Source organism: Methylobacterium sp. 092160098-2, assembly GCF_028920805.1.
Taxonomy (GTDB): Bacteria; Pseudomonadota; Alphaproteobacteria; order Rhizobiales; family Beijerinckiaceae; genus Methylobacterium; species Methylobacterium fujisawaense.
Genome location: NZ_JAQPZJ010000002.1, coordinates 177,259 through 201,826, shown reverse-complemented (window position 1 = coordinate 201,826; position 24,568 = coordinate 177,259). Strand labels below are relative to the sequence as shown.

Sequence of the window (24,568 nt, the reverse complement as noted above, 5' to 3'; positions counted from 1 at the left end):
CCCGACTACGAGCCGAACAGGATCTTCATTGAGGTCGGCGAGATCGTCTCCAGATCGGCGGCGTCGGCTGTGAAGTTCTTGCCGCCCTTCCTGTCGGCGCTGTAGGCCGTGCACCAGACGGGCTTCTCCCCTGTCTTGATCTTGTCGATGTACTGAGGGTTGTAGCTGTAGCAGATGGCGAACCCGATGTTCTTCACCTCCGCGGCCGGCAACCAGTTCAACGACATGTTCTCGATGAACTTGGCATCCGGATTAGAGATCCGGACCCAGACTTCGCCGAGGTATTTGGTCGGTTGGCGCCACTGCTCGTTGGCCGGCTTCCGGCCTTCCAGCAAGACGTCCGGCGAGCAGTTCCAGAATTCGAAGAAGCGGATCGACCTCCCCGAGACGAAGTGCTTCGTCCCGTCCGGAAGCTCCACGCTGGCCACTCCGGGGCCACCCTCCTGCGACCGGTAGGAAACGATCTTCACCGGCTGCGCGTAGGGCAGCCGGGTCTTCGTCTGAGTGTACTTCGAAGGACCGGTCTGCTCGAAGGTGTCGATCGTCGCCCATTGGGTCGGATCGGACTCGAACATCCGGTGCCGAGGCTCGAAGAGCCATGCGTTGCGGCCGGCCCACTCCTCCGGCTTCACCGAAGCGCTGTCGATCCCTTTGCATTCGCCGGCCGAGGCCGGAACGGCGAACGCCGATGTGGCGGCCGAAAGAATGCAGACCGCCAGCGTCGATGCCTTCGATAGCATTGGTATTCTCGTCGGGTTCGTCCGTGATGTCGGAATGAGAGTAGAGGCGATAATTAAAAACCGCCTCTCCCCGATCGAGACAATTGCGGTGAACGGCCCTTCGTCCGGTCTCCCTCCGGCAAATGGCAAACGAAGCCTTCAGGCGCCTTCGGCCGAACCGATCAGATCGAACCATCCGGCCTCGTCGATCACGCGGATTCCAAGCGCGTTCGCCTTGGTCAGCTTGTCCCCGGCACCAGGTCCGGCCACCACGAGATCGGTCTTCTTCGACACGCTGCCGGAGGATTTCGCGCCCAGGCGCTCGGCCATCGCCTTCGCCTCGTCGCGGGACATCCTCTCGAGGCTGCCGGTGAACACGACGGTCATGCCGGTCACCGGGCTCTGGGTCGGAGCCGCCGGCGCGGTGGTCTCGATCTCCGCGAGTAGCCGATCGACCTCCTGGAGGTTGTGCTCCTCCCGGAAGAACTCGACGACGGCGGCGGAGACGATCGGTCCGATGCCGTTGATCGCCGCCACGATCGCATCCGTGCCGCCCGGGGCCAGCGCGGCCTCCCGGACGGCCGGCAGGCTGCGGAAGTGCTTGGCGAGAAGCTTGGCGTTCGTCTCGCCCACATGGCGGATGCCGAGCCCGTGTATCAGCTTCTCCAGCGGGACGGTCCGACGATCGTCGATCGCGGCGAACAGGTTGGCGACGCTCGTCTTGCCCATGCCCTCGCGGGCCGTCAGATCGATCTCGCGGCTCTCCTGGCGCCGGCGCAGGGTGTAGACGTCGGAAGGCGTCCGGATCAGGCCGTCCCGGTGGAAATCCTCGATGCGCTCGTCGCCGAGCCCCTCGATGTCCATGGCGGCGCGGGAGGCGAAATGCTTGATGCGCTCCACGGCCTGGGCTTGGCAGATCAGGCCGCCGGTGCACCGGCGGACGGCGTCCTCCTTGCCGCTCTTGGGATTGACCTCGCGTACGGCGTGGCTGCCGCAGACCGGGCAGGTCTTCGGGAACGCGTACGGTGACGATCCCACCTCCCGCCGCACGATGTCGACGTCGACGATCTGGGGGATGACGTCGCCGGCCCGCTGGATCGTGACGTGGTCGCCCACCCGCAGATCCTTGCCCTCGCGGATGGGGAGCCCCTCGTTGTCCAGGCCCGCGATGTAGGCCTCGTTGTGCAGGGTGGAGCTGGAAACGACGACGCCGCCGACGGTCACCGGACGCAGCTTCGCGACGGGCGTGAGGGAGCCGGTGCGGCCGACCTGGATCTCGATGTCCTCCAGGACCGTCGTCGCGCGTTCCGCCGGGAACTTGTGGGCGGTGGCCCACCGGGGCGACCGCGATACGAAGCCGAGCCGCCGCTGCAGGGACAGGTCGTCGACCTTGTAGACGACGCCGTCGATGTCGTACTCGAGATCGGCCCGCAACTCGCCCACCCGCCGGTAGGCCTCGATCATCTCGGCGACCGAGACGCAGACCTTCGTCAGCGGGTTCACGTGGAAGCCCCAGTCGTCGAAGCGTGCCAGTGCCTCGTGCTGGGTCCCCGCGATCGGCGCGGAGGTCTCGCCCCAGGAGTAGGCGAAGAACTTCAACGGCCGGCCCGCGGTGATCTTCGGATCGAGCTGCCGCAGGCTGCCGGCGGCCGCGTTGCGCGGGTTGGCGAACAGCGGCTTGCCCGCAGCGGCCTGCCGCTCGTTGATCGCGGCGAACGCCTCCTTGCTCAGGTAGACCTCGCCCCGGATCTCGACGACGTCCGGCGCATCGCGCGGCAGATCGTCGGGGATGTCCTGGATCGTGAGGGCGTTGGCCGTCACGTTCTCGCCTTCGGCCCCGTCTCCCCGCGTGGCCGCATGGACGAGCCTCCGGTTCTCGTAGCGGATCGAAAGCGACAGGCCGTCGATCTTCGGCTCGGCCGTGAAGGCGAGCTGCACGTCGGCGCGGAGATCCACGAAGCGGCGGACCCTGGCGACGAACTCCTCGACGTCGGCGTCCGTGAACGCGTTGTCGAGCGACAGCATCGGCACCGCGTGGACGATCTTCTTGAACTTGGACGAGGGCTTGGCGCCGACCTTCCTCGCGAGCGTGCTCTCGGCCGCGAGCGAGGGGTACTGCGCCTCGATCTCGACCGCGCGACGTCGGAGGGCGTCGTACTCCGCATCCGTGATCGTGGGCGCGTCCTCGTCGTGGTAGCGGACGTCGTGCTCCGCGATCTCGGACGCCAGCGAGGCGTGTTCGATGCGCGCGTCCTCGGCCGACAGTTCGGCGACCGGAACGGCGCGCAGAGTGGCGGCTTCGGACATCGATCCTCATCTCCGTTCGGGAGCGTCGCGCAGGCCTTCGGCATCGCGCTTCGAACGCTCGTGGTTCCGGCGCGGGTTCGGGCCGGACTATGCGGGCAGGCCGTTGATCCGGCCGCGGCGCGCACGACGCAACCGGTCCGGGCTCGACCTCGAGGTGCCGGCTCGTGCGGCCTCAGTGTCGCTTGGGCTCGCCGGCGCTCATGCGCTGCATGAACGTCAGCAGCCGCAGGGCCGCGACGTCGTCCTGGCTCTCGAACACGGACCGCGCATCGCGCGGCGAGCGGGCCAGCATCGGATGGATGCTTGTGATGATCCCGTCCTCGCCCTGGTCGGCCGGGCGGGCGCGGATGATGAAGTAGCGGCATCCCTTCAGCTTCGAGATGCCGGCCAGAAAGGCCCCGCTGTCGCTGTTCCGGCCGAACTGGAGGGCGTCCGCAACGCCGGAGGCGAGCGCGTTGGCGAGTACGTCGGGGTTCTCCGGGTCCATGCCCAGGCCCCGCAGGCTCCGCGAGATCACGTCGAAGACCCTGTCCGTCCGGTCGAAGTCGGACTGTCGGATGAACATGCCCTGCCAGATCGCCATCGGGGCCGCGAGCACCACGCCCGCGTAGCCGACGACATCGGGATCGTCGATGAGCTTGTCGGGGTCGGTCGAGTTCATGCGCCTGACGTTCGTTGGGACGGTCGCCCAGCAGTAGTTCCAATTGGCGCCCATGTCACGGTTCGAACCCCCTGGCCGAGGCGGCTCCTTCCATGTGGGTAAACCGTTCATGATGGGCCGAACGCAGGTTTGTACCTTTCGTGGGGGCGCTGTAGAGGTCGGCGACATTTCCGATACCTTCACGACGGAGCAGTCCGATGTTGAACGAAGCAGTGGCCGCTGCGCCGCGCCCGCGCCGGTCGACGATTTCCAGCTTGGCCTCGACGTTCCTGGCCAAGGAACTCGCGGGACGGATCCCGGAATATGCCTCCTATGTCGAAACCGACGGGCTCGAAGCGCTCGCCCACCACGTCCGGGAGGCGGTGAAGGGCTATCACCCGTCCAGCATCGACTTCGACACGGCCGCACGGCAGATCGAACTCGCCACGATGGTCGGGGCTCCGGCCCGGACCAAGGCCCTGCTCATGGGCTTCGAGAAGCACCATGCCGAGGCATCCGTTCTTCTGGAGGGGGGCTGGATCCGTGAGAGCGGCATCGCCGCGCCGTTCGAAGGCAACTTCGCCCGCGTCGCCCTGGCCAGCGACGGCAGGGCTCCGCGCGTGGGCTATGCGTTCCGTCATCCGGATCTGGACGTGCGCGGCGTCTTCATGTTCGTCGACGCCAAGATGGGGGCCGTCGCCGGAGGGAGAGGCGAACTCGTCCACTACGAGAAGGTGTGGGGCGTCGAACCGGTGAAGGAATGCGATCTGGAGCAGGTCGAGGCGCGCCATCGCTGGTTGACCCGTCTGGCCGAGCAGAACGTAGCCACCGGTACCGAGAAGCTCGGGCACCTCGAGAAGGCCTTCGCGCAGGCGGAGTTCGTCGAGATGGCGCCGTTCGACCGCGGGCAGATCCTGAAATCCATGGCCGACGAGCTGAACAGGGCTCTCCTCGTCGGAGACGAAGGGAGACTCAAGAACGTCCTGACGCGGTTTGCCGGTGTGGCCGCGGCCGTAGCCGCCATTCCCGATTCTGCTGATCTCGTCGACGGCGCGCCGGAACTTCGCCAGCTGCCGGCGCCGCGCGTCTAGGCGCGAGCGCACCATTGCCGCCGGGTGCCGACGACCTTCGTTCGTTGACGCTTTCGTCGTTGCGGACGATGGTGTCGGAAGGAACGGCTTCCGCCTTCCGGAAGGAGCCACGCCGTGACGCCCTCGATCCGCGACGTCTCCGCGGCGGATGCCGCCGAAGTCTCCATCCGCCCCACGAGCCTAGCCGACTTCAACGGCCAGAAGGCCGCGCGGGGCCAGCTCCAGCTCTGGATCGATGCCGCCAAGCGGACCGGCCAGGCGCTGGACCACGTCCTGTTCGTCGGCCCGCCGGGCCTCGGCAAGACGACACTGGCCCAGATCGTGGCGCGCGAGCTCGGGGTGAACTTCAGGTCGACGTCCGGGCCGGTGATCGGAAAGGCCGGCGATCTGGCCGCGCTCCTCGCGCAGATGGAGGACAACGACGTCCTCTTCATCGACGAGATCCACCGCCTCAACCCGGCGGTGGAGGAGATCCTCTACCCGGCCATGGAGGACTTCCAGCTCGACCTGATCGTCGGCGAGGGCGCGTCCGCCCGGTCGGTTAAGCTCGATCTGCCGAAGTTCACGCTGGTCGGCGCCACCACGCGATCCGGGCTTCTGAGCACGCCGCTGCGCGACCGCTTCGGCATACCGATCCGGCTCGAATTCTACTCCATCGACGAACTCGAGCTGGTCGTGACGCGCGCCGCCCGCGTGTTCGGCGTCGGCATCTCCCCCGAAGGCGCGAACGAGATCGCACGCCGGGCGCGCGGGACGCCCCGCATCGCCGGCCGGCTGCTGCGCAGGGTCCGGGATCTCGCGGTGGTCGAAGGCGCGACCGTGATCGACCGCGACGTCGCGGACCGGGCGCTCGTCATGCTGGACGTCGACGGGACCGGGCTCGACCGCCTGGACCGCCGCTATCTCTCGATGGTCGCCGAGGCCTTCGGCGGGGGGCCGGTCGGGATCGAGACCATCGCGGCCGCGCTCTCCGAGCCCCGGGACACCATCGAGGATACGATGGAACCCTACCTCATCCAGTCGGGCTTCCTGCAGCGCACGCCCCGCGGCCGCGTGATCACGCCACGCGCCTGGGAGCATCTCGGGTTGAACTCGCCGGCGCCGACCCCGGTCTTCCGCAACGATCTCTTCGCAGATCAGGCGGCCTGATCCGTGACGACGCTCCCGCACGACTCGCTCGCGGTGACCGGACAAGCCGTCCGTCGCGTCGCCGCCGGCATCCTGGCCCGGGGGCAGGTCGCCGAGCCGACGTCGGCGCACGTCGCCCGGCTCGCGCTCGCCTCGGTGTTCCTGCCGGTCTGGATCGGGCTGGCTGCCGCCGCGGCGAGGATGCTGGGCGGCCTCGGCTGCGACGGGCCGGCGGCCGCCGCGACGGTCCTGAGGATCTTCGTGCTCCAGTCCATCGCCCTCGCGCCGATCCTGGCTTCGATGCGGAGCCTGAGGACGCTCGGTGCGCTCGGCGGAAACGGCGCCCTGCCCGACTTCGCACTGGTGCTGCATCTCACGGCCGGCATCGCCCTCGGCCTCGAGGCCGGCAACGTCGGCGCCGGGGCGGCGGCCTTCGCCCTCCAGCAGACGGTGGTCTACGTCACCAGCGTCGCCATGGCGATCGCCGCCGCCGGGCGCGGGGTCGTCGCGGCCTCGCCCGTGCTGGTCGCCGCGGGTATCCTGAGCGCCCTGATGCCGCCCTGCATCGTCCTGATCTCACGGGCCGCCACCGCTCTCGCGATGCTGATCGCCGGGTTTCCGGTCTCGGTCCTGTCCGCGATGCGCTGGGTTAACGGACTCTTCTGAGGGCTCTGCCGATACTCCCGAACCTCGGCCGCACGACGCACGTTGTACGGCTGCTGGACGCGGGAGCTCCCGATGTTGTTCAAGGCCATGAGGGCAGCCGCGGTCGTCGGCGCCCTCTACTACATGTCGCCGGAACGGGCCCGCATGCCCGATCTCCCGCCGGCCGCGCTGGGCCTGCCGGTTCAGATGGGCCTTCCGGTCGCATCGAGCGCCCCGCTCCCGAACCTGTCCGAGATCCCGCCGTCGATCCTGCCGGCGATGCTCTCGCGCATCCAGGACGCGGCATCGAATTCCGGCGTTCCGGATCTCGGGCCGTTCACCCCCGGCCGCGCGGGGGTCGAGGCTCCGCAGCCTCCCGCCGTCGACGTCAGGAGACAGCAGACCTTCGCGGACCGCTGGGCACAGGCGCCGGATTCCGTGCGCCGGCAGATCGCCTCGCTGGTGGCGCACCGGGGCACGAGGATGCTCGCTGCCGGGCGGGACTGATCCCGTTCCGCCGCATCTCGTCGGGCTCGGTTTTGCCCTCCGGGAAGGGTCACGAACCCTCGACATGCGCGCGGATCCGATGGATCGTTCCTTCGAGCGAAGGAGCACTCATGTACGCCGGGAAGGATCCCGCGGAAGCAGGCGTGGCAGGTGGCCCGTACACGCGGCCTGCGATGCCGGCTGAGGAGCAGTACCGGCTCCTGGAACGGCCGGAGATCGTCGTCGGTCCGACGGTGAAGCGCGCCGCGCTGCGCGTGTTCGGGCCCGGCGGCATCTTCCTGCTGGTCGTCGACCGCCTGTCCGGGACCGGGGTGGCGTTCCGTGACGCGGAAGCGCTACTGGGCTCGGGCAATCTCGAGTCCCGACACCCTTTTCTCCTGTTCCGCCATGCCGGTGCGGGATGCACCTCGGTCTTTCTCTGGAACACGGTCGGCGGTCTGGTTGCCGAGACGCACGAGGACGGCAGCGAGGGCGCGGTGGCGCTTGTGGAGGTCATGTCCTGCGCGCTGCGCCGTCATGGTGCGCCGCTGGCCGGGCCCGCCGGCCAGACGGCGGTGCGCACCGACAGCCTGCACCCGAGGGCCTCCGAGGCCGCCGAGGCGGTCCAGGCGATCTTCTCCGACATCCAGATCGCCATGCTGGAGGCGGACAGGATCGTGCCCGGGCCCGAGCCGGACGGCGGCTGCTATCTTCCGGATGAGGACGACGGGCTCCACCATCTCTGCCTCGCCGCATGGCGTCGCCTGGGCGGCCGGGCGGGCGGATCCGCCGCCGTGGTGCCGGTCGTCGTCGGTCCTCGCGTGCTGACGATGCCGCGGGAGGACTTCCTCCGCATGGTGCTGGACGCGGCCGCCTTCGCGGCGGCCACCGCGGTGGGCGAGCCTGCGGCCGCCCTGATCGATTTCGCACCCGGGCCGCCCCTCGGCCGCGGACCGGCCTTCGCGGTCGTCTGCGCCCTGACCCGCGGCTTCCACGGGGACGGCGTCTGCGACGGGCTCGGCCGGCTCTACGATCTGCCGGCCGACGCCCCGGAGCTGGTGTGGTGGCAGGCCGCGTTGCCGGGCGTGCATCTTGCCGCGTTGCAGGACGAGATCGACGCCGCCTGCGCCGAGGAGGCCGACTGCCTGAGATTCCCGGTCGGCAACGCCGAGCTCGCCGTGGCCGTCGGGCGCGCCTCCGTCAGGGTTCTCGAGGAGGTGCTGCGGCCAAGGGCGCGCAGCATCGGCTCCCGACAGGGCGAGACCGGCGGCTCCACGTCCGGCCTCAAGCACTGAACCCTGCCCGAACGCGTCGCGCCGCCACGACTTCGTCGGGATCCCCGTGGATGTCGCGGCGGATGACCTACGACGAACTCATGCGGCTCCTAATCGAGCGCCGCGCGCTCATCGTCCACTGCTCGCGGCCGGGCAAGAGCGGCGACGAGCAGCGGTACGGGGAGCTGAGCGGGGACGATCTCCTCTTCCCGGGCGATCTCCGCAACGCGATCGACGCGGCGGTCGGCACCGGCGAGCTGTCGTGCTCGGTGATCTGGCCCGGCCATCTGAAGACCTACGGAGCGGTGGGCATCGTGCTGCGGCCCCGTTCGACGGATTCGGTCCGGTCGATCAGCCCGATCGACGCCGGCTCGAACTGGGACGAGACGACCGGGAAGCGGACGGGCAGCGGCGTGCCCTTTACCGCCGAGGCCGTGCACGAGACCTTCGCCAACGCCACCGACTACAACGAATGGGTGATCGGCGATGCCGAGTGCATCGGCATCTTCGTGCACCCGACCGAGCCGATGGAGGTCGCCGCACGCGTTCCGATGACGGAGGTCGAGGGCTTCGATCCGTCCACGATGATGGATCTCGGCTCGACGGTCGGCGCCGTGACCATCGACCTGGGCATGATCGGGAGCGCATTCCCGGATCTGCCGATCTTCACCTATCAAGACGGCCGCCTCTGGCGGTTGTCCGACGGGCCGGCGTCGCCCTACGCCGAGCCCGGATAGGGGCGACGCCCGACTTCCGGACGGTCATGCGGCGGCGATCGCCGACGCCTCGGAGACGTGGTCGCGCGTGGGACCGTTGGAGACCATCGACCCACCTGCCTCGACCCGGCGCGCAGCGGCCTGGACCAGCGCCTCCGGACTAGCGGAGGAGATCGCCCCGCCGTCCGTCCACCGCGCCGGCCCGTCGAGCTGATCCAGGCAGGTCACGAGGAGGCCATGGCTCACGACAACGTCTACGGCATCCTGCAGGTCGGCACCGACCGCCGCGCCCAGGACGTCGAGGTCGAGGAGCGCGAACCGTAGCGTGCCCTGCCAAGGGTTCGGGACGTTCGTCCGATCCGCGATGCCGGGCCAGGGCTTTTCCGGCAGCTCGCCGGCGAGCGGACCCGCGCCGTGCCGAGTGACGTAGGCCCGCGTCGCGTAGAGGACTTCGATCCTGTCCACATCGAGTTCCCGGGACATCTCCACCACGTTCTTCAGGCCGGTGTTCGACCGGGTCACGTGAGGGAAGACTCCGCGGTCCTGGTCCAGGAGCAGGCCCTGGGCATTCTCGAAGATCAGCGGCGCGTCGACAGGCAGGGCCCGAGGGCCGTCCACGAGATCCACGGCCGCGAGGAAGGCGGCCGCGTCGTCGAGATAGTTCCGCAGCACGGCGTCGGACCCGATCAGCTCGAGCCGCTCCGCATCGAGCGGAACGCCCAGCCGGGCGGCGCGCGCCGGCACCCATTCGCGCCTGATCCGGTCGAGCACCACGGCCAGAGCCGCCGGATCCCGGAGTGCGCCGAGGCCGAACGCGAACTCCGGTTTCAGATTCCGCTCGATGGTCTCGCCGAAGCCGATGCCGCAGCTCCCATGCCGGCCGCCGGCGCGATCCTGCTCGACGAACTGGTTGAGCATGACGTCGTAGGGCGTCGTGGCCAACCCGCGGGCGTCGGCCACGACGCGGGGCAGCACGTCCTTGAGAGCAAGTTCCGCCAGTTCGCCGCCGAGGAGCATCGGGTTCGAGACGAAACGGCGGCCGAGGAAGGTCGACGCGCCGGCGAAGCTGCCAGAGCCGACGTGGTGGAACACGTGGCGCCGACCGTCCGGCGCGACGACGGTGTGCCCGGCCTGGGCCCCGCTGTTGGCCCTCACCACGACGGCCGCCTCGCCGTAGCGCGATGCCAGGGCGTCGGTCGCGAGACCCTTGCCCTCGTCGCCGTAGCCGGCCCCGATCACGGCATGGACCGGGGCCTTCCTGCTGGCCGTCATGACGGGCATCCTTCTCAGAAGCGGGCGAGACCACCGGCGGTCGGTCTGCCCTGGATGGTCGGGAGGTTGCGGATCGCCGAGCCGATCGTCTTCGACGCGCCCCTCCCCCAGGAGGCGGCGACCGCCGCCTTGTCGGCACCGCCGATGACCTGCAGCGTCGAGACCACGACCTCGGGCATCAGAGCGTGATCCTCGAGCTCGATCACGCGCTCGGGCAGGAGCGGCTTCCAGGAGGCCAGCACCCTGTCGAGGCCACCGAAGCCCCTGATGTACGAACCGTCCTTCACGACGATGTGGAAGACGTCCCAGTTGCGGGCGGCGAGGGCGTAGATCTCGGCCGCGGTCATCTGCGGCCGCTCGATGCGGATGCCGACGACCCGCTCGATCTCGGCGCGCGTGTAGACCTGGTGCACCGGCTCGTCGCCGACGGTGAAGATCACGCCGCGGCGGCCCTGGCGCTCGATGGCGTCGCAGGACGTCCGCAAGGCCATCGCGAGGACGAACAGGGCGTAGCTCTCGCCGTCGTTGCCCTGCCCGTTGCCCTCGAGCCAGAGCTTCTTCACGCCTTCGACCAGCCGGACATCCGCCTCGAACTGCGTCATCTGCAGAGGAGCCGAGTCACCCTTGCTGTCGCCGATGGCGCCGATCAGAAGGTGCGGGTCGGTGATCGGTCGACGGGCGTAGATCTCCGTCATGGTCCGATCCATGCCGCCGCCCATCATCAGGTGGGCGAGCTCGCCCATCGACCCCGTGCAATCGAGGCCCAGGCCCACCGGGGTCGGCCGCGGATTGGCTGCGCTGATCCTGCTCTCGCGGACCTTGAACTTCGCCGGGTCGTTCGCCGGGTCGGCGCCGGCGGAGAAGCGGCGGGCCTTCGGCACCGGGTCGACGTGTGCGGTCCGGTAGTTCGTCCAGGCGCCCGAGTCCCATCTACTGTTGCCCATCGCTTGCCTCCTGTGCGCGGGTGAGGGCGTCGACGTCGACGTCCATCTCGACGAAGCGGCGTTCGCCGAAGCTCGCCTCTCGGGCGCCTTCCCAGGAGCGGTAGTCCCGGATGGCGTCGTCGGGGGAAGGGAGGACCAGCCACTCGGCCATGGGCCGCGGGATGGTCGCGTCGTTCAGAAGCCGAGTTCCGTTCGGATCGCCGAGAGCCGCGCGGCCGACGGCCCGGACCAGCTCGAGATCGAGCCGCGGGTTCGCGCGCTTGTCGGGACCGACCGCAGCCCTCCCGTGACGCACCGCGAATTCCGGCGAAGGAAGCAACGCGGCGCCGAAAGGAACGGAATGGAACCAGCCGCCGGCCGGCACTACGGAGTGGTATCTGGGCGAGACCATCACCGTGTCCGGCTGGATGGCCCCGTGCGCGCGCCCGGACCATCCGAGCCACGCCACGACGTTGAGGAGCGACGAGACCATCCAGGCCGCATGCCTGGGATCGACGGCACCTCCGAAGTGCGCGACCAGATCGTCCAGGAAGACGAGGTCGTCCGTGCTGGAGGTCACCATGACGAGCCTGTCGGAAGTCTCGAAGGTCTTCGCCACGCAGGGGACGTGGCGCGAGAACTCGGCCTCCATCTCGCGGTCCGCATATCGAAGGCCCGTCAGGGTCCGCCGCGCGTTCTCGAACAGGTCCGCGTGGTCCCGCTCGACGGAGAAAGTCAGGTTGCTCGACCCCGCGTGGACGTCGCCGATCTCGATCCGGCGGTGGCGCCGGTACCGCATCCGGTACGTCGCTCCCTCGAGCGAGGTGAACCTGACCTCCCCCGGCGTGCGCCAGATCCCGGACTTCGCCCGACGTCCGGCTTCGCGGTGCAGCGCGCCGATGTGGCTGAAGACCGCTGCGGCCTCCACTGCGCCCCGGTTCGCGTCCGGGTGCCAGCGCTTCGCCAGGAGGCGGTACTCCGCCTCGACGGCCTCCGCGCCGGTGAACAGCCGCTCGGGCCATTCGGCGGGTATCGCCAGGATCTCGTCCGCCCTGCGGGCGGTTCCGGTCGCGTCCATGTCGCGTCCTCCGATGCCGCATACCTAGGCTTGTTATTTGTTCATTGCAAGTATCAAATAACGCTTGCCGCGAGGCTCGGGACCGGTAGTGTCGGTCGGGCGTGAAGCGGAGCGGTGCGTGACGGTGCAGGAATACGAAAAGCCCGACGCAAGCATCGATTGCGTGCTGTTCACGCTGGCCGAGGAGGGTCTGCGCGTGCTCCTCCTGCCGCGTGATCGACAGCCCCATCTTGGGCGACGAACCCTGGTCGGAGGCTACGTCCGGACGGACGTCGACAGGACGTTGGAGGACACCGTCCGTCGCGTCCTGCGCGACAAGGCTGGCCTGGAGGGCGTGTATCTCGAACAGCTCGGAACGTTCGGAAGCGCCGATCGCGACGAGCGCGGCTGGTCCATCGCGGTCGCCTACTTCGCCATGGTTCCGGACGCGCTCGTGGCCGAGGCCGAGAGCCGGACCGGGACGAGATTCGAGGCCGTGCCGCTGGATGCGCTGCCGGACCTACCCTTCGATCATGCGCGGATCGTAGCCGCGGCGGCGGAACGTCTCCGGGCGAAGGTCGCCTACTCCACGCTTCCGGCCTTCCTCCTGGAACCCACCTTCACGTTCGCCGAGTACAAGTCGGTGTTCGAGAAGGTCCTCGGGAGGACGGTCGATCAATCGAGCCTGCGCAAGAAGCTGATGGACGCGGACGTCCTTGAGGAGGTCGGCAAGCGCAGCGTGCCTTCCGGCCCCGGCGTGCGCGCCAACCGGCCCGGAAGGCTGTACCGCTTGAGGAATCCGGAGCCCGTCCTGTTCGACAGGAGCCTGTGAGGCCGCCGCTCCCGAGGAGGCTCAGCCCGGCTGGGCGGTCGCGGCTGGACGGACGGGGCCGCCGGGGACGGAGGACACCAGCTTGCGGATGTCGTCCGGTCGCGCGTCTAGACCGCTCGCCTCGATGATCTCCTGGGCGATGCGGAGATCGCTCCATCCGGCCGCCCGCGCCCAGGCTATGCCCTCGAGGGCCTGGACCTTGACGATGTCGATCCTGGAGCCGGGCTTGGGAGCCCGCGCCATGCCGAGGAGGATGGTGGCGATCGGATCGGGATCGTCTCGGCCGGCCGCGGGTTCGAGCTTCGGCGGGGTGGTCGCGGGCGGAGCGCTCCGGACCGGAGACGGGGCTGCGATCGGTGCATGGGCGACGTCGCGGACTGCGAGGCCGGCTTGGCCGCCGTCCGTCAACGGCTTGTTCTTGACGCGGAACCGATCGGAGCGACCGCTCCTACCCGCCTTGCAGAGATCGCCCTTGCCAACGAGAGCGTTGATCGCGGGTCTCGCGTAGGCGGAGCCGCTGATCGGGGGGTCGGCCGCCAGCAGGTCGGGGCGGACGGCGAAGAAGATCTCGTTGGCCGTCATCGGGTCCGGCCACTTCCGCCTGACCACCGGCAGCACCTCATCCTCGGTCAGCATGGCGATGCGGCCACGTTTGCTGCCCTGCGGCTCCATGGATCTGCCCTCAGCGTTCATAGGCGTAAACCCGACGGATCAGGACGACCGCCATCTCGGCAGGTATCTGCATCCCGCCTTCGGTGGTGAAGCGCTCCGCGATCTCCTCCGGGGTCGCCCCGGCATCCATCGCGAGCCGGATCATCGGCGCGTACCGGGACAGGATCCGGTCGACGGGACTTCCGGGTTCGAAGTCCGCGAGCGCCTTGGCCTTGAGTATCTCCGAGAGGCCGGCGCGCGAGGGCAGCGGCGGCGCACTCGCCTTCTTCTGCCGCCTGTACTGGGCGATGGTGCGTATCCGGCGCGCCGGCTTTATCGCCTGAGGCTCCCCCTGAGGCGGGTCGGCAACCGGCGGGGAGCGGAGCTGGGCGAACGCATCGGCCATCCAGGCACGAGCGAAGGTCCTGGGGCCCTCGGTGTCGGGGCCGTCGGACCCGGACAGGGCCTCGAGAACGAGCCGCAACGCCAAGCCGTAGTCCGTCGGGCCGAGCGCGTATCCTTGTACGACCTCGTTGAACGCCGTCTCCGCTGCGACGGGATCGAGGCCGGCGAACCGGCTGGCGCGAAGCGTCCGTGAGGAGGCGTACGCCATGTCCGCGAGATCGGAACGCCAACCGGCGGCCAATGCGGTATCCGGCAGCGGAGCATGCGGATCGTCGAAGATGCCGGCCACCAGCGCCTCGGCGGCCTCGGTGTCGACGAGCGGGATCTTGATCGAGCCCTGGACGACGTCCTCGACGAAGATGCGGGCGGCGGTGCGCACCTGAGCGGCATCGCCAGGGGGGCACGCCGATGTCGGTTCGGGGTTCGACACCGGCTCCCCGGCATGTGCGAACAGACCGGCCGGCGGAAGATCCGCGCCGCCGGTTTCGGCCAGACGGTACACCTCCGATCGCCCATCCGAACCGGTCGACAGGATCCGCAGATCGCGCTCGAGCGCCTTGATCGCCTTGTGCGCGTAGCCGCTCGGATTGCCGCAAGCGGCCAGATGCTCCGGGCCGAAGACGTGCTCGAACATCTGGCTGCGAGTCGAGGGCCCGCACTTCCGAAGGCTGTCGAGGACGTCCGCCCGGGTCAACGTCCGGAAGGTGGGCGGATAGATGCGTTGCTTCGGATTCTCCGGCGGCGGTTCGCTCGCAGGCCTTGGCGGGGTCTGGCGCGCGACCCGTTCCGGAGCGGCATCTTCGGCTTCCGAGGCGACTGGCCCGGCCGAGACGTCGAGGTTGTCCAACATCCTGGCCTCACGGGGAAGGAATGGAGGCCCAATGTAACGACATCGGGGGTGCCGTCAAGAAACCGACCTCGTTCCTTCGCCATTCCGCCCGCCGGGCTGCAGTCTTCACCCTCAAAGCCCCTTTCGAGTCCTCGCGGCAGCCTCACATCCGCAGCCCGGCCGGCTCGGTAGCCTCGATCCGCGGAGAGATGCGGTCGAGGGTGTCCAGGGCTCTGCGGATCTCGGGCCGCCAGGAGCGGTCCTGGTCCAGTTCGTCCGTGACGATCCCGCGGAGCCTGGCGCAGGCACCGTCGAAGTCGCCCGCGTGCATCTCGGCCACTGCGTCCGCCATGGCGCCCGACCGGTCCTCGGGCCCTGACTGCATGCCGAGCGCATCCACGACCTCCCAGAAGGACCAGAGATCGCGCTGAAGTTGCTCGCGACGTACGGAGGTCTGCCCGCCGACGACCAGATCGAAGACGACGCCGGGACCGGCCACGTCCAGGCCGGCGGCGATCGACAAGGCGTCGTCGAGCCGGTGCCTGAACGAGAGGTCTTCCCGGTAGGCGACCGTCCGCTTCTTCTGGGCGATCACCCAGGTCGCGAGATTGCCGGTGCCGGCGGGCGCGCTGTCGGCCACCTTCTCGCAGAAGGATTCGCGCGAGGCCGTGCGGGGGTGCCACTGCCCCTTGTCACTGCCCATCGGGTAGTAGGAGCAGAGCGGACAGGGCTGCTGGAAGGACGGGCCCCCGCAGCCACCGCAGGCGGCCAGATGCAGCGGGCTCCGCGTCAGCATGGAGCGCTCGTAGAGCCGGGCGATGCTCTCCACGGCTTCGGAAACGGCGGTACGGGGATCCATGGGCCTGCCTCTCGCACGCAGGGAGGCTATCGGGGTCCGCCGAAAAGCAGAAGGCCCGGCATGTGCCGGGCCTTCGCCGTTCCTTCACCGATGTCGCTTACCGTTCCATCCAGACAACGTGCCTTCGCACGACTGGTTCCACTCCATCGTGAAGCGCCGGCGATTGGCGGCTTTCGTCGCCTGCGGCTACTGTGCCGGCAAGGGATCACGAAGGACCGGGCATGACATCGAAGCGGCCGTTCCGCATCTTCGTCGGAGAGTCGAGCGCCACGTCGGACGGCGCGCGCTGCCGCGCCACCGCGTACGAATACGCCTTCGCGGAGGATGGTGCCGGCCGGGTCGTTCCGGTGCAGCTCTCCGGACAGATCGCGAGCCGCTTCTTCGTGGAAGGCCATCGCGCGTGGGCCGAGATGCAGGGGCGGGTCCGGCGTCTGTGCGAGGCCAGCGGCGCGGACAGCCGGGTCTTCTGGAATCCGTCCGCCCTCGTGACCTACTTCAACGCGCTCGATGCGAGCGGTCGCGATCTGCTCCGGATCTCCGCGAGCGTCGACACGCCGGCCGCGACCGGGCGCGTCTGGACGACACCCTCCTCATGGGGGGAAGCCCATTTCTGCGGAGAGGCCGCCCTCGATGCGCTTCAGAGGCGCCGCGCCGGCGAGGACGCGGAACGCGTCTACGTGCTCAAGGACGAGCGCGGCGGCAACGTGCTGGTGGTCGGCGCCCGCGGCGCCGATATGGCCTGGGCCAGCCCCGACGGCTACGACGCTTGGTACCGGCAGGACCTCAAGGGCCTGTCGGCGGCTCTCCGAAGCATCGAACCCGACCCCGTCGTCGAGGCGTCCATCCCGCGGGCCCTATCCCCGTATTGACGGTGCAGGGGCGGCGGATCGCCGTCGACCTGCCGGCTCGGAAGCCCTATCGTCCCGGCCTCTCACGTCGAGGTTTCGATCGGGACGCATGCTCTGCGACGACATCCTGGCCAGTATGGGCCCTACGGCGGTCGAGGCGATCCTTCGGACCGGCCTGTCCGGACGCGCGGCGCGCGACCTGCAGGAGATCTCGGCATCCCTGACGGAAGGCGTCGCCAAGGCCCAGAGGTTCGTCCTGTCGCCGCTGATCAAGGCGACCGCCGACGATCTCGCGTCCCCCAAGGTCCTCGACGCCAGCCGCGACCACCTTTTCCTCCCGGCCGAGCGCGTCTGGATCGAGTGGCACCAGGACACGACGATCATGCCCGGCGCCGGCCGCATGGGCGTGCTGCTCGAGGCCGCCCACACGTTTCGGCCCGACCTCGACTACACCCTGACCATGGGGCGGGCCTCGATCTTCCTGCCGGCGGCGCGCGGCGCGGCGGTGCCCTTCCGGAATCTGATGGGGATGTTCGACTTCCCCGGCCAGGGATCCGCCCTGCGCTTCAGGGACATCGTCGGCATCGAGGGGCTGGACGAGGAGGTCGCGGGCGCCTGGGTATGCGCCGTGCTGTGCCTGATCAACACGCCCAGGATCGCGCAGGTCCGTCCGCACGACCACACGAAGCTCAACAAGGCGCGGGTGCGCGCCCGGAAGCCCCCGGTGCTCGACTGGGGCGAGGTCCATCTCACCGTCGACCTGGGGGCACCCGGCCGCGGCGACCAGACGTCGCCGACGGATCTGCGGGCCCTTCACCACGTGAGGGCCCACCTGCGGATCCGATTGGGGCAGGTCGAGCTCGTCCGGCCGCATTATCGAGGGGACCCGTCCGCAGGCATCAGGCTTCACCGGCACGTGGTCTCGAGGGCGGAGGACGAGCCCGGGGAATGGAAGGGCGGCCCGCTGCCGGCCCCGCGCATCCTGCATGAGCTCGACGACCCCGACGAGCCGCCGCCCGAGCCGCCCCCCTCCCCCAGGTTCGGCTGACGACGGGGGGCGTGACGCCCAGCGGGACTTCTGTCATCAAAGGAGTGGTCGTTCCTTCCCGTCCGCCCGACGGGACGAGGCCAAGCCCCCGGCCCTCCTCGGATCGCTCCATGCGCCTCGTCTTCGTCGTAGCAACGGCCGCGCTCTGCGCCCTGCCCTTCGCGCTGGCCGGTACGGCGAGCCGGGTCTTCGTGCGCGGCCCGAGCTGCGAGGATCTCGCCGGCACGCCTCAGGTCGATCTCGTGTTGGGCATGCCGGAGGTCGAGATAGACGACACGCGGCCCCGCGAGGCGATCGCCGCGCTCGACATGAAATCGCGGACGCTGGCCGGCTACGCCCGATCCGGCTGGGTCACGAACGGCCTGACGCTCTCGAACCTCCGCAGCGGCGTCCGCTTCACGACCCACCAGGTGTCCTTCCCGAACGGCTCCGGATGCGCCGCGGTGACGAAGGCCGAGATCCACGTCGGGTTCGACAAGCCCGTGAAGATCCTGCTGCCCGACCGGTATCCGAAGAACGGCTGCCCCTACACGGCCCTCCTGTCCCACGAGACCCAGCATGTGGACATAAACCGGAGCGCGCTGGCGTCGGGAGAGCCGCGGTTCAGACGTGCGGTCGAGGATCTGGCTGCGATCTTCCCCATCCGCTCGGACGACGTCGAGGAGGCTCGTGCCCAGGCCGAGGCGGTCGCCGCCGAGGCGGTGGAGCGCGTCCGGCAGTCCGTGCTCGACGAGATCGGCGCGCGGAACGCGGCCATCGACACCGAGGCGTCCTACAGGGCTCTGCAGGCCCTGTGCGACGACTGGTGAGGCCGTAGGGCTTCAACTCGCCCGCGAGGTGCCGGCGGGCGGACCGGCGGCCCGTCAGGGACGCGGGGACCAGTCCGGCTCCGGGACGTTCGCGATCGCGGTGTCGACGCGGGCGGCCAGGGCCTCCAGGGAGGTCCTGATCGCGGCCCGGACGACCTCGGGGGTGTCGTCGGGAAGGCGCCGCGCCTGGACCGCCTCGAGCGCGAGAGCCGAAGGTGGAAGCCATCCGGCCGCGACGTAGGCCGTGCACACGGCGACCGCCCGCGCTCCGCCTTCGTCCAGGCCGCCGAACGTCACGAAGCCGAAGCGGTCGGGTGGATTGAAGACCTCCCCGATGGCGACCGCACCCACCGGCCCGGCATGGTCGCGCAGCAGTAGCGCCAGCGCGCCGGCGATGCCGGGCAGCTGCTCCTCCGCGACGTCCGCGCCCCACGGACATGGATGGTAGATGCCGGTCTCCTCAGCCGGGCCCATGTCGAATCGGCAGTCTGCGTCCCGGAAGCGGCCCGCCGCCTCGATCAGGCCGGCGGACGACCCGTCGCCGAAACGGCGGCGCACGAGATCGGCATCCGAGGGAGGTATCCAGACCTCGACGTTCTTGCGACTGGGCACTGCCTCGGGGCCCCGTACATCGAGGCAGGCGTCGGACAGGACATCGAGCCTGGGGAGCGCGAGACCGAAGGGCACGTGAACCTCCTGCATCCGTTCAGGGCCGCGGCGCGGGTGCGACCGCGGCTTCGACGTCGTCGGCCATGTCGCCGCGGTCGGGGTCGTGCCGCGCGACGAAATCCGTCAGGCGGACCTCCTCCGAGATCCAGATCGCCGAGGCCGGAAGCTCGGTCGCGGTCCACGGGCGGGCGGGATCTATCAGATACTCGCCGTCGGTGCCCAGGACGATCCGCTCGACGCCGCGTCGGGTGGCGACGACGGGAGACCCGTCGATCCGGAGGATCGTGAACCTGCTCTGCGGCATGACGGCGAGCAGATGGTCCTCCGGGGACGACACGTCGTAGATCGCCTTCCGGAAGTCCGGTTCGACGAGGACGTAGGCATCCGGAACGTCGGAGTGGCGGTAGGCCCTGAACACGCTCATTCCCGGCTCACGGACCTTGTTGCCCGTCGCCGCCCGCCACGGATCGGGACCGTCCTCCGTGTCCGCCCCCGCCAGTCCGAAGCGCGAGTACCCGCCGGCCGGGACGTCGCCGAGCCGGATGTAGATGTGCCGCTCGCTCTCGGGATCGTAGTGGTGCGTGCGTCCGAAGCCGCCGGCGTCCTCGATGCGGGCGATCCGCTCGGCCTCGGCGTCCGCCTTCCACCGTTCGATCTCCAGCCGCTCCTCCTCCTCCGGATCCGCCGCCGCGGCCCAGGCGGCGCGCAGCGCCCTGCCCCGCCTGGCGAGTTCGTCGAAGGGCAGATCCGGCAGAGCGAACCATGTGGTCAGATCGCCGGACCGCGCCGCTGCGTTGTCGGCGAGCTCGCGGGTCGCATAGCAGCCGGCGTCCCTCAATCGATCCCGGAACGCCGGCAGGTCGCGGTCGCCCGACCGCCATGCGGCCAGCGCGACGTCCGCGAGGGCGCGTCCGACCTCGCCTCTCGGGAAGGCCTCCCGGAGTTCCAGTGCGAATCGCCGGTCGTCTCCCGCGTCGTCGGTCATGCCCGGAGGGTAGGCTGCGGCATCGCAAATCGCACGCTTCTCCGACCGTCGCTCTCCGAACCCGCCGAACGAAGCAATCGCCCGCGCAGTACGAAGGAACGAAAAGCATCCGCCGACGCACCTGCAGTTTTTAGCTTCCGCAACGGCCTGCGATGTGGATAGGAAGACGTGAAACCCCGCTACCTTGACCGCGTTGTCGAAGCTGAACCCTTTCCGGAGGACCATCGATGAGAGTTGGCATACTCGGCGCGCTCGCAGGCCTCGCTGCCCTAACGTCCGTCCCGGCATCCGCCGGCTATTTCCCGTCGATCTACGAGTCGCGCTACGACTACGGCTCGACCTACGTCGACACCTTCGTCGACGGCGTGGGTGCGGGTGTGGTCGTCCACGAGCGCTCCTACGTGGGTCTCAACAACCCCGATCCTTCGATCCGGTACAAGACCGCGCTCGACGGCTGCCTGTACGGCCTTCCCCGCGGTTGCGACCGCACGGGACTGACCATCGACGACCGCGTCAGGGTGGCGGCCGCCCGCGGACCGGCGCCGCTGAGCTGGACGCCCACGACCTACGTGCCCTACGCCGTCGTGAACGAACCGGTGCGGACGGTCACGGTGGCGCCACGCCCTCGCCCTCGCGGCTACGTCTACCGCCGGACGGTGGAGCACGCGACGCGGATCTCGCGGTCCACCAGCGTGACGGTCGAGCGGACGGGCGTCCCGTTCCGCCGGTACGTTACGCGGTCGGCATGGCGCGAGTATCGCTGATCGCGACCGCTCCGGTCGGGGATGCGGCGGCCGCAGTCGGCCGCGTTCCCGGCTCGATCCACCGGCGCATCGCGTCGCGCGCGGGCCGCTCCAGGAACCGGTAGGTCGCAGCCGAGCTCAGCAGGACGATCCCGACGAAGCCCGTCGCGACGAGGAAGGTCGCCGGCGTCGAGCCGAAGAACTCGAGCTGCCCCGGCCGTGTCTCGGAGAAACCCAGGAAGGCGTATCTCTCGTCCAGAGCGCGGACGATCCTCATGCCGACCGCCCACAGGCCGGCGTGCAGCATGTAGACCGAGTAGCTCAGGGTCCCCAGGCCGACCAGCCACCGCAGCCGCAGCAGGCTCGAGACGAGGCCGCGCCCCCAGGCCAGCACGCACAGGAAGGCGGGGAACAGGATCGGCACCGCCACCGCATAGGGGGAGTCCCCGAAGATCGTGATCGTCGCGAACAGGGCGGCCACGCAGGCGATCTCGACGCAGGTCGCCGCAGCGACGGGCATGTGCCGGTCCTGCAGGCCGAGCGCCTCGAACGCGACGTAGCCCAGCGCGCCGAGCGAGAAGGCGTAGATGCAGCGGGCCAGCGTCGCGGGTCCGGTGAAGTCGAAGATCCCGTCCGGCATGGCGAGCGCGAGGACCAGGAAGGCCGCGAGCGCCGCGGCGGCGAACACCGCGGCGAGGGTCCGGCGGCGGGATGCGGTCGCCACCAGGACCCCTCCGAACGCGACATAGGTCCAGGCCTCGACCGCGACGCTCCAGCTGGGGATGTTCCAGGGGAGGTCGGAGCCGAACACCGCATGGAGCAGGAAGACGCGCTTCAGGAAGTCGGGCGAGGCGACGAGGTCGACGGGCGACGTGTCCGTGGCGGCGAGTTCGTGGACGCCGCAGGCGAGCCAGACTCCGAGGACCGCGAGATGAAGCGGCAGGATGCGGGCGGCACGCAGCCACATGAACCGGAGCCAGTCGCCCGCGTCGGCGATGCGGTCCAGGTAGCGGTGCGCCATGACGAACGAGCTCAGCGCGAAGAAGAGCTCGACGAGCAGCGAGGCGTTCGCGACGACGCCGAGGTCGCCGATCCAATGCGACCATTTCAGATGGTGATACACGATCGTCACGGCGCACAGACCGCGGACGGATTCGAGCGGCAGAAAGACGGCGGATCGGTTGCGGGACAACGCGTTCGTTCCTTCGTTGGAAGGTGTACGCGCTCCGATTGATCGCCAATTCGTTGGCACGTCAACCCCGTCCGAGGCGGAGCGGCGTCCCGTTTCTTCGCGCTTCAGGCCGCCCGCAGGACCAGCGCCAGCCCCAGGGCCTGGGCGTGTCTGGCGATGCGCTGGACGTGGATTGGCATCAGCCCGCGTTCGACCTCCTGCACCGACCGCTCGCTGGCACCGCAGGCATCGGCGAGATCGGCGATCCCCCGCCCGCCGTCGGCGCGTCGCCGTCGGACCGCCTCGAGCACGTCCTTCTCCTGGAGGCGGGCGGCGTACCGTGCCCCGGACTGGGACAGCCCGGGCGGAGCTCCGGGGGAGCTCAGGGATGTGCCGAGGGCGATCAACGCGGGGTCGCGCTCGCTCCGGTCGACCGCCGTCAACCGGAAGCCCAGCCCGGCGGCGAGACTGGCGGTGGTCTTGAAGGGGCCGAGCAGGCGGCAGGATGTGGGATCGCGGCTCACCGCCTCCGGCATGTGGACGCGGCGCGCCAGGGCGACGGCGTCCAGCCGCGTATGGTCCATGGCCTCCTCCATCGCCCGGCGGATCCAGTCGACGTCGGCATCCGCATCGTCGCGGTCCAGGGGGCCGGCCGGAGGAGCGGGCGAAGTGGCGCTTCGGGCCGCCGCCAAAGCTTCCTCCACGTCGGATCCGGCCACGATGCGCAGCCCGAAGCCCAGGTTCGCCGCGAACGCGCAGACTCCGCCGAGCGTCGCGTTCGCCGGATCGGTCTCGACAGCCGTGTGCGCGAGCGGCAATCCGCAGGCGAGGGCGTAGGCGGGCAGCGAGAGACCCGTCTCGCTCCGCAGGCGCCGCATAGTCGCCTGGAGCGCGGCCACGTCGCCGACCGCGGGTTCGATCGGGCCGGCGGCTCCCGGGACGGCCGGCGTAGCCTCGTGTCCGGCGGGAACGGCGACCAGAGCCGCGCCCGCGCGCCGCGCGAGCCGGGCGGCGACGGTCAGCGGCGGGTCGACCGTACCCTGGAGCGTCCGGTCGACCGTCGCCGGGTCCGCCGAGACGGCGGACGCGATGTCCTCGAGCCGCGAGGTGTCCAGTGCCCGGTTCACGTATGTCCCGGTCAGACGCCTGATCTCGGCGACGGCACGACGCCACTCTCGGGCGGCCTGGTCCATGCGATCTCCTTGGCGGCCAAGACGCTCGGCCGCACGCAGGATCATTGAACATCGGCGGACCTTGCAGCCAAGTTGATGCCGCCGGCGACCTCAGACGGTGCTTGACGCTGGGTAAACGCGTTGCGACGCCTTCGAACGAAGCAATGGTGAAGGTTGCGCCTTTCGCGGTATGCGCCGAAGCTCCGTGCGATCAACAACGAGGCGCCGCCGGGCATGCATCCCTACCGCATCGATTTCGGTGTTCCCGCCGAGGAAGTGGTCGTGATGGGCAGGGACGTGCCGCTCCGTGCCGCATACGCGGTCGGCGAGCACGCCGAAGGGGCGGAATTCGGGGTCGCCGTCCGGTCGCCGCGGTTCGACGCGATCGCCGTCGAGGCACCTTCGGGGCGCACGATGGCGCTGGAGGTGATCGTCGCGACCGACGGCTCGGCGCTGCACGGCACCGTCTACCTCAGGACGGGCTTCTTCGACGCCCAGTCGACGCCGGACGGGCTCGAGCCGACCGAGTGCGCGGCCTGGGAGGTCGGCGGACGGCCCGTCGCGTTCCAGATCGCGTTCGGCCTGCCCGGGTCGCCGTTCGACCGGCCCGTGCCGTTCGGCTGCGACGTCGCCCTGGACGATGCCGAACATTTCCGACGGCATGGCGCCCTCGAACTCGGGCCCGAGGCTCTCGACCCGATACTGCAGGAGGCGCAGGCGGTCTTCGACCGCTTCCTGACGGAGACGCCCGACCTCGCTTCCGACGCGGACCGCGCGCTCGGGAGGATCCGCATCGACATCCTGCGCCGCCAGGCCGAACTCGTCGTCGAGCAGGCCTCGGTCAGGGCCGAGCAGCTTCGCAGGGAGGCGGACGAGCTCGAGGCCTGCATCCCGCAGCATCCGGCGCCGCGGGGGTGATCTCAGGGCTTGGGAGCGGCGTCGTCCTCGACGGCTTCCAGCCGTCCCACCGTCATGCCGTCGCCGGGCTCGAGCGCATCGACCACGACGTCCTGGATGGCGCCGGACAGAGCGGCCTCCTCTTCGGAATCGATCTCCCTCGACGTCTCGACGTGCAGGGCGACCTTGCGGCTGGTGACGAGTTCGGCGACGACCTCGGCGTCGTCCTCCAGGACGCCCCGCGCGGCCGTCTCGATGCCGCCCCGCAGCTTCTCGGCCTCGGACCCCGTGGGCTCGGCCGCGGCCGCGATGGAGATCGCGACGTCGTATCGATGCGTTTCGGTCATCCGACGCTCCAGAATGGGCCGTACCCGAACGGTCCCGCCGAAAAG

The 24,568-nt window shown here is 69.7% G+C and carries 26 protein-coding genes; 12 read left to right on the top strand and 14 right to left on the bottom strand.

Annotation, left to right across the window (positions count from 1 at the left end; all coding sequences use genetic code 11):
• Positions 1-5: 5 nt before the first annotated feature.
• From PQI07_RS26285 to PQI07_RS26275, 3 genes are all read right to left on the bottom strand, one after another.
• Complete coding sequence (locus PQI07_RS26285; protein ID WP_274927983.1) at positions 6-740, bottom strand: hypothetical protein; 735 nt, start codon at positions 738-740, stop codon at positions 6-8.
• Positions 741-878: 138 nt separating this feature from the next.
• Complete coding sequence (gene ligA, locus PQI07_RS26280; protein ID WP_274927982.1) at positions 879-3,026, bottom strand: NAD-dependent DNA ligase LigA; 2,148 nt, start codon at positions 3,024-3,026, stop codon at positions 879-881.
• 172 nt (positions 3,027-3,198) lie between these two features.
• Positions 3,199-3,687: a hypothetical protein gene (locus PQI07_RS26275; protein ID WP_274927981.1), complete on the bottom strand. Its 489-nt coding sequence runs from the start codon at positions 3,685-3,687 to the stop codon at positions 3,199-3,201.
• Between the two features lie 197 nt (positions 3,688-3,884).
• Here PQI07_RS26275 and PQI07_RS26270 point away from each other — a divergent pair, with 197 nt between their 5' ends.
• The 6 genes from PQI07_RS26270 (at position 3,885) to PQI07_RS26245 (ending at position 9,027) form a co-directional block, all read left to right on the top strand.
• Positions 3,885-4,757, top strand: a complete 873-nt coding sequence (locus tag PQI07_RS26270; RefSeq protein ID WP_274927980.1) for a hypothetical protein — start codon at positions 3,885-3,887, stop codon at positions 4,755-4,757.
• 114 nt (positions 4,758-4,871) lie between these two features.
• Positions 4,872-5,906 carry a Holliday junction branch migration DNA helicase RuvB gene (gene ruvB, locus PQI07_RS26265; protein WP_274927979.1) on the top strand — a complete coding sequence of 345 codons (1,035 nt, stop codon included), beginning with the start codon at positions 4,872-4,874 and terminating at the stop codon, positions 5,904-5,906.
• A 3-nt stretch (positions 5,907-5,909) separates the two neighbouring features.
• Positions 5,910-6,551: a hypothetical protein gene (locus PQI07_RS26260; protein ID WP_274927978.1), complete on the top strand. Its 642-nt coding sequence runs from the start codon at positions 5,910-5,912 to the stop codon at positions 6,549-6,551.
• 72 nt (positions 6,552-6,623) lie between these two features.
• Positions 6,624-7,037, top strand: a complete 414-nt coding sequence (locus PQI07_RS26255) for a hypothetical protein (protein WP_274927977.1) — start codon at positions 6,624-6,626, stop codon at positions 7,035-7,037.
• A 110-nt stretch (positions 7,038-7,147) separates the two neighbouring features.
• On the top strand, positions 7,148-8,311 hold the full coding sequence (locus PQI07_RS26250) for a hypothetical protein (RefSeq protein ID WP_274927976.1): 1,164 nt from the start codon (positions 7,148-7,150) through the stop codon (positions 8,309-8,311).
• A gap of 62 nt (positions 8,312-8,373) precedes the next feature.
• Positions 8,374-9,027, top strand: coding sequence for a hypothetical protein (locus PQI07_RS26245; RefSeq protein WP_274927975.1), 654 nt, complete (start codon positions 8,374-8,376; stop codon positions 9,025-9,027).
• A gap of 24 nt (positions 9,028-9,051) precedes the next feature.
• On the opposite strand, the gene PQI07_RS26240 is transcribed toward PQI07_RS26245, so the two are convergent.
• The 3 genes from PQI07_RS26240 to PQI07_RS26230 are packed head-to-tail and all read right to left on the bottom strand — an operon-like array spanning position 9,052 to position 12,279.
• The gene (locus PQI07_RS26240; RefSeq protein WP_274927974.1) at positions 9,052-10,278 is read right to left on the bottom strand and encodes an adenylosuccinate synthetase; all 1,227 of its coding nucleotides are present in this window, start codon (positions 10,276-10,278) and stop codon (positions 9,052-9,054) included.
• Between the two features lie 14 nt (positions 10,279-10,292).
• The gene (locus tag PQI07_RS26235; protein ID WP_274927973.1) at positions 10,293-11,222 is read right to left on the bottom strand and encodes a hypothetical protein; all 930 of its coding nucleotides are present in this window, start codon (positions 11,220-11,222) and stop codon (positions 10,293-10,295) included.
• On the bottom strand, positions 11,209-12,279 hold the full coding sequence (locus tag PQI07_RS26230) for a J domain-containing protein (RefSeq protein WP_274927972.1): 1,071 nt from the start codon (positions 12,277-12,279) through the stop codon (positions 11,209-11,211). The genes PQI07_RS26235 and PQI07_RS26230 overlap by 14 nt, the downstream gene beginning before the upstream one ends.
• A gap of 118 nt (positions 12,280-12,397) precedes the next feature.
• Here PQI07_RS26230 and PQI07_RS26225 point away from each other — a divergent pair, with 118 nt between their 5' ends.
• A complete protein-coding gene (locus PQI07_RS26225; protein ID WP_274927971.1) occupies positions 12,398-13,090 on the top strand; it encodes an NUDIX hydrolase in 693 nt (230 codons plus the stop codon).
• A gap of 21 nt (positions 13,091-13,111) precedes the next feature.
• Here PQI07_RS26225 and PQI07_RS26220 read toward each other — a convergent pair whose 3' ends face one another.
• From PQI07_RS26220 to PQI07_RS26210, 3 genes are all read right to left on the bottom strand, one after another.
• Positions 13,112-13,762, bottom strand: a complete 651-nt coding sequence (locus tag PQI07_RS26220) for a hypothetical protein (RefSeq protein ID WP_274927970.1) — start codon at positions 13,760-13,762, stop codon at positions 13,112-13,114.
• Between the two features lie 10 nt (positions 13,763-13,772).
• Entirely contained in the window at positions 13,773-14,996 is a 1,224-nt protein-coding gene (locus PQI07_RS26215) for a hypothetical protein (RefSeq protein WP_274927969.1), read from the bottom strand.
• A gap of 142 nt (positions 14,997-15,138) precedes the next feature.
• Positions 15,139-15,834 carry a hypothetical protein gene (locus tag PQI07_RS26210; protein WP_274927968.1) on the bottom strand — a complete coding sequence of 232 codons (696 nt, stop codon included), beginning with the start codon at positions 15,832-15,834 and terminating at the stop codon, positions 15,139-15,141.
• A gap of 221 nt (positions 15,835-16,055) precedes the next feature.
• On the opposite strand from PQI07_RS26210, the gene PQI07_RS26205 reads away from it, so the two are divergent.
• The 3 genes from PQI07_RS26205 to PQI07_RS26195 all read left to right on the top strand — a co-directional run bounded on the left by PQI07_RS26205 (position 16,056) and on the right by PQI07_RS26195 (position 18,539).
• Complete coding sequence (locus tag PQI07_RS26205; RefSeq protein ID WP_274927967.1) at positions 16,056-16,703, top strand: hypothetical protein; 648 nt, start codon at positions 16,056-16,058, stop codon at positions 16,701-16,703.
• 88 nt (positions 16,704-16,791) lie between these two features.
• Positions 16,792-17,730 carry a hypothetical protein gene (locus tag PQI07_RS26200; protein WP_274927966.1) on the top strand — a complete coding sequence of 313 codons (939 nt, stop codon included), beginning with the start codon at positions 16,792-16,794 and terminating at the stop codon, positions 17,728-17,730.
• A gap of 110 nt (positions 17,731-17,840) precedes the next feature.
• A complete protein-coding gene (locus PQI07_RS26195; protein ID WP_274927965.1) occupies positions 17,841-18,539 on the top strand; it encodes a hypothetical protein in 699 nt (232 codons plus the stop codon).
• A 54-nt stretch (positions 18,540-18,593) separates the two neighbouring features.
• On the opposite strand, the gene PQI07_RS26190 is transcribed toward PQI07_RS26195, so the two are convergent.
• Both PQI07_RS26190 and PQI07_RS26185 read right to left on the bottom strand, forming a co-directional pair.
• Positions 18,594-19,226 (bottom strand): hypothetical protein, encoded by a 633-nt coding sequence (locus PQI07_RS26190; RefSeq protein WP_274927964.1) that lies wholly within the window; start codon positions 19,224-19,226, stop codon positions 18,594-18,596.
• A 19-nt stretch (positions 19,227-19,245) separates the two neighbouring features.
• Positions 19,246-20,193, bottom strand: coding sequence for a hypothetical protein (locus PQI07_RS26185; protein ID WP_274927963.1), 948 nt, complete (start codon positions 20,191-20,193; stop codon positions 19,246-19,248).
• Between the two features lie 227 nt (positions 20,194-20,420).
• On the opposite strand from PQI07_RS26185, the gene PQI07_RS26180 reads away from it, so the two are divergent.
• Positions 20,421-20,957, top strand: a complete 537-nt coding sequence (locus tag PQI07_RS26180; RefSeq protein WP_274927962.1) for a hypothetical protein — start codon at positions 20,421-20,423, stop codon at positions 20,955-20,957.
• Here the strand turns inward: PQI07_RS26180 and PQI07_RS26175 are convergent.
• Together PQI07_RS26175 and PQI07_RS26170 are read right to left on the bottom strand one after the other, a co-directional pair.
• Entirely contained in the window at positions 20,926-22,128 is a 1,203-nt protein-coding gene (locus PQI07_RS26175) for an acyltransferase family protein (protein WP_274927961.1), read from the bottom strand. The genes PQI07_RS26180 and PQI07_RS26175 overlap by 32 nt on opposite strands.
• A gap of 104 nt (positions 22,129-22,232) precedes the next feature.
• Positions 22,233-23,300 carry a hypothetical protein gene (locus PQI07_RS26170; RefSeq protein ID WP_274927960.1) on the bottom strand — a complete coding sequence of 356 codons (1,068 nt, stop codon included), beginning with the start codon at positions 23,298-23,300 and terminating at the stop codon, positions 22,233-22,235.
• Between the two features lie 213 nt (positions 23,301-23,513).
• Between PQI07_RS26170 and PQI07_RS26165 the strand changes: the two genes are divergently transcribed.
• Complete coding sequence (locus tag PQI07_RS26165; RefSeq protein ID WP_274927959.1) at positions 23,514-24,197, top strand: hypothetical protein; 684 nt, start codon at positions 23,514-23,516, stop codon at positions 24,195-24,197.
• A gap of 2 nt (positions 24,198-24,199) precedes the next feature.
• On the opposite strand, the gene PQI07_RS26160 is transcribed toward PQI07_RS26165, so the two are convergent.
• A complete protein-coding gene (locus tag PQI07_RS26160) occupies positions 24,200-24,523 on the bottom strand; it encodes a hypothetical protein (RefSeq protein ID WP_274927958.1) in 324 nt (107 codons plus the stop codon).
• Between the last annotated feature and the right edge of the window lie 45 nt (positions 24,524-24,568).

Coding starts and splice junctions, on each gene's coding strand:
- PQI07_RS26270 (WP_274927980.1), top strand. CDS start 3,885: ATGTTGAACGAAGCAGTGGCCGCTGCGCCGCGCCCGCGCCGGTCGACG.
- PQI07_RS26205 (WP_274927967.1), top strand. CDS start 16,056: ATGACATCGAAGCGGCCGTTCCGCATCTTCGTCGGAGAGTCGAGCGCC.
- PQI07_RS26275 (WP_274927981.1), bottom strand. CDS start 3,687: ATGAACTCGACCGACCCCGACAAGCTCATCGACGATCCCGATGTCGTC.
- PQI07_RS26180 (WP_274927962.1), top strand. CDS start 20,421: ATGAGAGTTGGCATACTCGGCGCGCTCGCAGGCCTCGCTGCCCTAACG.
- ligA (WP_274927982.1), bottom strand. CDS start 3,026: ATGTCCGAAGCCGCCACTCTGCGCGCCGTTCCGGTCGCCGAACTGTCG.
- PQI07_RS26240 (WP_274927974.1), bottom strand. CDS start 10,278: ATGACGGCCAGCAGGAAGGCCCCGGTCCATGCCGTGATCGGGGCCGGC.
- PQI07_RS26285 (WP_274927983.1), bottom strand. CDS start 740: ATGCTATCGAAGGCATCGACGCTGGCGGTCTGCATTCTTTCGGCCGCC.
- PQI07_RS26255 (WP_274927977.1), top strand. CDS start 6,624: ATGTTGTTCAAGGCCATGAGGGCAGCCGCGGTCGTCGGCGCCCTCTAC.
- PQI07_RS26220 (WP_274927970.1), bottom strand. CDS start 13,762: ATGGAGCCGCAGGGCAGCAAACGTGGCCGCATCGCCATGCTGACCGAG.
- PQI07_RS26210 (WP_274927968.1), bottom strand. CDS start 15,834: ATGGATCCCCGTACCGCCGTTTCCGAAGCCGTGGAGAGCATCGCCCGG.
- PQI07_RS26235 (WP_274927973.1), bottom strand. CDS start 11,222: ATGGGCAACAGTAGATGGGACTCGGGCGCCTGGACGAACTACCGGACC.
- PQI07_RS26200 (WP_274927966.1), top strand. CDS start 16,792: ATGCTCTGCGACGACATCCTGGCCAGTATGGGCCCTACGGCGGTCGAG.
- PQI07_RS26230 (WP_274927972.1), bottom strand. CDS start 12,279: ATGGACGCGACCGGAACCGCCCGCAGGGCGGACGAGATCCTGGCGATA.
- PQI07_RS26250 (WP_274927976.1), top strand. CDS start 7,148: ATGTACGCCGGGAAGGATCCCGCGGAAGCAGGCGTGGCAGGTGGCCCG.
- PQI07_RS26245 (WP_274927975.1), top strand. CDS start 8,374: ATGACCTACGACGAACTCATGCGGCTCCTAATCGAGCGCCGCGCGCTC.
- PQI07_RS26185 (WP_274927963.1), bottom strand. CDS start 20,193: ATGACCGACGACGCGGGAGACGACCGGCGATTCGCACTGGAACTCCGG.
- PQI07_RS26160 (WP_274927958.1), bottom strand. CDS start 24,523: ATGACCGAAACGCATCGATACGACGTCGCGATCTCCATCGCGGCCGCG.
- PQI07_RS26215 (WP_274927969.1), bottom strand. CDS start 14,996: ATGTTGGACAACCTCGACGTCTCGGCCGGGCCAGTCGCCTCGGAAGCC.
- PQI07_RS26165 (WP_274927959.1), top strand. CDS start 23,514: ATGCATCCCTACCGCATCGATTTCGGTGTTCCCGCCGAGGAAGTGGTC.
- PQI07_RS26195 (WP_274927965.1), top strand. CDS start 17,841: ATGCGCCTCGTCTTCGTCGTAGCAACGGCCGCGCTCTGCGCCCTGCCC.
- PQI07_RS26170 (WP_274927960.1), bottom strand. CDS start 23,300: ATGGACCAGGCCGCCCGAGAGTGGCGTCGTGCCGTCGCCGAGATCAGG.